At 44.0% G+C, this 3,428-nt stretch carries 3 protein-coding genes; 1 reads left to right on the top strand and 2 read right to left on the bottom strand.

Going from position 1 to position 3,428, the window contains the following annotated elements; genetic code table 11:
• The first annotated feature begins 77 nt into the window (after positions 1-77).
• Positions 78-1,211, top strand: a complete 1,134-nt coding sequence (gene aroB / locus GNE10_RS33075; RefSeq protein ID WP_185570286.1) for a 3-dehydroquinate synthase — start codon at positions 78-80, stop codon at positions 1,209-1,211.
• A gap of 59 nt (positions 1,212-1,270) precedes the next feature.
• Here aroB and GNE10_RS33070 read toward each other — a convergent pair whose 3' ends face one another.
• Positions 1,271-2,341 carry a hybrid sensor histidine kinase/response regulator gene (locus GNE10_RS33070; RefSeq protein WP_185570285.1) on the bottom strand — a complete coding sequence of 357 codons (1,071 nt, stop codon included), beginning with the start codon at positions 2,339-2,341 and terminating at the stop codon, positions 1,271-1,273.
• A gap of 12 nt (positions 2,342-2,353) precedes the next feature.
• A partial coding sequence (locus GNE10_RS33065; RefSeq protein WP_185570283.1) for a response regulator occupies positions 2,354-3,428 on the bottom strand: 1,075 nt, incomplete at its 5' end.

Below are 3,428 nucleotides of genomic sequence, written 5' to 3'. Positions count from 1 at the left end.
CCCATCCCCCATCCCCTATACCCATTCTCCAGATTGCGATAGAATACAGCCCACAGACGCTTGTTTTGGGCTGGGTTATGACTTCTGTAATTAATGTGAATCTACCAGAGCAGTCTTATGAGATTGTGATACCTTCTCTTCGAGACGCTACGCGAACGGTGAGCTACGCTAACGCACCTTCGAGTTTAGATTTACTCGGCCAACACATGGCCAGTTTAAAGCTAGGCAAGAAGGTACTGCTGGTTTCTAATCCAACGATTTTTAAGCATTTTGGCGAAAGAGCCATTACATCGCTGACATCTGCGGGATTTGATGTTGCTAACTGCACCATACCACCTGGGGAACGCTATAAAACCCTGAACTCCATCCAAAAACTCTACGATGTGGCCTTAGAAAACCGCCTGGAACGTTCTTCGACTATGGTGGCTTTGGGGGGAGGCGTAATTGGTGATATGACTGGTTTTGCGGCTGCAACTTGGCTGCGGGGCATTAATGTTGTGCAAGTGCCGACTTCGTTGTTGGCAATGGTAGATTCGGCAATTGGTGGCAAAACTGGCGTTAATCATCCCCAGGGGAAAAATTTAATTGGGGCGTTCCATCAACCACGCTTGGTTTTGATTGACCCAGAAGTGTTGAAAACTCTTCCAGCGCGGGAGTTTCGGGCAGGGATGGCGGAAGTTATCAAGTACGGCGTGATTTGGGATGCTGAATTATTTGCCCAGTTGGAAGCAAGCAAACGCCTCGACCAACTCCGCTATGTCAAACCTGAATTGATCAACAGCATCTTAATGCGTTCTTGTCAAGCAAAAGCTGATGTTGTTAGCAAAGACGAAAAAGAAGGTGGTTTAAGGGCGATTCTCAACTATGGACATACCATCGGTCATGCGGTGGAAAGTTTGACTGGTTATCGAAGCGTAAATCACGGCGAAGCAGTGGCAATTGGTATGGTAGCAGCTGGACAAATTGCTGTGGAACTGGGAATGTGGCAAAAGGAAGACACTGAACGTCAAAATGCTTTAATTCACAAAGCTGGTTTACCGACTAAGTTACCAGATGGGGTGGATATTGAAGGAATTATTGAAGCCTTGCAGTTAGATAAAAAAGTCAAAGATGGAAAAGTGCGGTTTATTTTGCCAACACAAATTGGTGTAGTGACAATTACTGATGAAGTGCCATCAGATGTTATTCGCCAAGTGCTGCGGGGGATTTGACTAAAGAAGCGGAAAGCTTAGGGAGACAGACACTTCAGCCGAACATGATATTATCCAAATCAAAGCAAGACGGTAAACGTCGTACCTTTTGGATAGTTATCTTCAACACTAATACTGCCATGATGTGCATCGATCGCCATTTTGCAGAAAGCCAATCCTAATCCGATTTGGGAAACTTCTGGGTTAACAGTTCCAATCTCATACTTCTCAAAAATACTTTGCCGCAAGCGTTCAGGAATTCCCGAACCAGAATCAGCAACTTGGATTTTTGCGCCTCCTGCTGCTAAGTTTTCTGCCCGCAAAATGACTTGAGAGTTGGAGGGTGAAAACTTAATGGCATTGGATAGCAAATTATCTAAAACTCGGCGAAAGATAGCTGCGTCTACTTTTACGGTATCGCCTGGTTTGGGTAATTCACTGATGAGAGTGAGATTTTTTTGAGCTGCGATGGCTTCAACATCTGCCAAGGCTGAAATACACAGCCCGCCAAGGTCTACTTCTGTATAATTGAGAACCATTTTACCGGATTCTAATTTTGCCATCATCAGCAAACTATTAATCAATGATTGCAACTGTTGACTAGCGATAACAATTTGTTCAATTTTCTGCTGCTGTTTTTGAAAAGACAAGCCAGGAAATCGCAGAATCTCAGTTGACAGGACAATACTGGTGAGAGGATTTCGCAAATCATGGACGATGGTGTAGACCATATCTTCTCGCAGTTTGAGTAAAGCTTGCAGGTTATCGTACTGTTGCTTAATCCGCAACATCGAATTCACCCTAGCTCTTAACTCTAAACTGTTGATGGGTTTACTAATGAAGTCATCTGCACCTGCGCCCAAACACCGAGCCAAATCTTCTTTAGTGGTTAATGCTGTCACCATAACAATGGGAACTGTTTGCCATTTAGAATCGGCCTTGATGCACCGACATACTTCCATGCCATCCAAATCGGGCATCATTACATCCAGCAAAATCACATCGGGTTGAAAACTATTGAGGCGAGTTAGGGCTTGTTGACCATTACGAGCATAATGTAATTGATATCCTTGCCCATCTAGTAATGTTTCAATAACATCAAAATTATCTGGTTCATCATCAATTACTAAGATAGAAGGTTGAGTGTCCATCAAGAATTTCCACTATTTTTCTAAAAGTTGTTGAATTGTGGTAGCAAGCTGTTTAAGTTTTACGGGTTTAGTCAAATATTCATTGGCTCCGGCTGCTAAACAAGTTTCGCGATCGCCGGGCATAGCTAGGGCTGTGAGAGCAATAATTGGCACATCGCTAAATAGGCGATCGCCACGGATACGGCGTATCGCTTCAAGTCCATCCATTTCGGGCATTTGAATGTCCATAATAATTAAGTTGGGTTTTTGAGTTGTAGTCAATTCAATGGCTTGTTGTCCATTGTTTGCCAGAATTAAACGATATCCTCTACTTTCAAGATAGCCAGACATTGTATCAATGTTTGCTTTATTATCTTCTGCTAGTAAAATTACGGGAAATTCCATCGGTGACGGTACGATGGCAGTGGCTAAATTAGAACGGCTAGGATATTGCAGTTTTTCTAAAGTTGCCCGAAACTGAGCGCGAGTAATTGGTTTAACCAAATATTCAGCAGTTCCGTGAGTAAATCCTTTGCTACGTTCGTCTACCACAGAAGTGATGATAATAGGAATTTCTTTGGTTTGTGGGTTGGCCTTGATTTGAGCGAGTATCTCCCAACCCGATACATCAGGCAATTGTAGATCCAAGACGATGAAAGCTGGCTTCAGGTTTAGGACTAGATCTACAGCTCCTTCACCTTTTGAATAGATAACAGGTTGCATTTTCATTTCGCTGAGGTAGCGAGTAATTTGATCAGACGCTGGCACTGAGTCTTCAATCACTAGAACCTGAGCATTTTCGGCAAGAAAGTGATAACTGGGCAATGGATTTTTGACAACCGTTGTAGAAACACCATCGCTGGTGCGGTAGGGAATCCGCAATGTAAAACAACTACCCGCCCCAACTTCACTGCTAACCGACACCGTTCCTCCATGTAGAACAGCAATCCGTTCTACTAGTGCTAGTCCTAAACCGGTGCCGCTGTACTGACGATTCAGGCTACTGTCAAGCTGGATAAAAGGCTGAAACAACTTGCCAATGTCCTCAGTAGCAATGCCAATGCCGGTATCAGTGACAGAGAAGCAGAGGAGGGGCAGGGGGCAGGGG

Source organism: Nostoc sp. 2RC (genome assembly GCF_014222165.1).
Taxonomy (GTDB): domain Bacteria; phylum Cyanobacteriota; class Cyanobacteriia; order Cyanobacteriales; family Nostocaceae; genus Nostoc; species Nostoc linckia.
Note: the sequence above shows the minus strand (reverse complement) of the source record. Positions and strands in the feature narration are given on the sequence as shown.

Excerpts from the sequence above, each read along its gene's own strand:
- aroB (WP_185570286.1), top strand. The coding sequence starts at position 78 with ATGACTTCTGTAATTAATGTGAATCTACCAGAGCAGTCTTATGAGATT.
- GNE10_RS33070 (WP_185570285.1), bottom strand. The coding sequence starts at position 2,341 with ATGGACACTCAACCTTCTATCTTAGTAATTGATGATGAACCAGATAAT.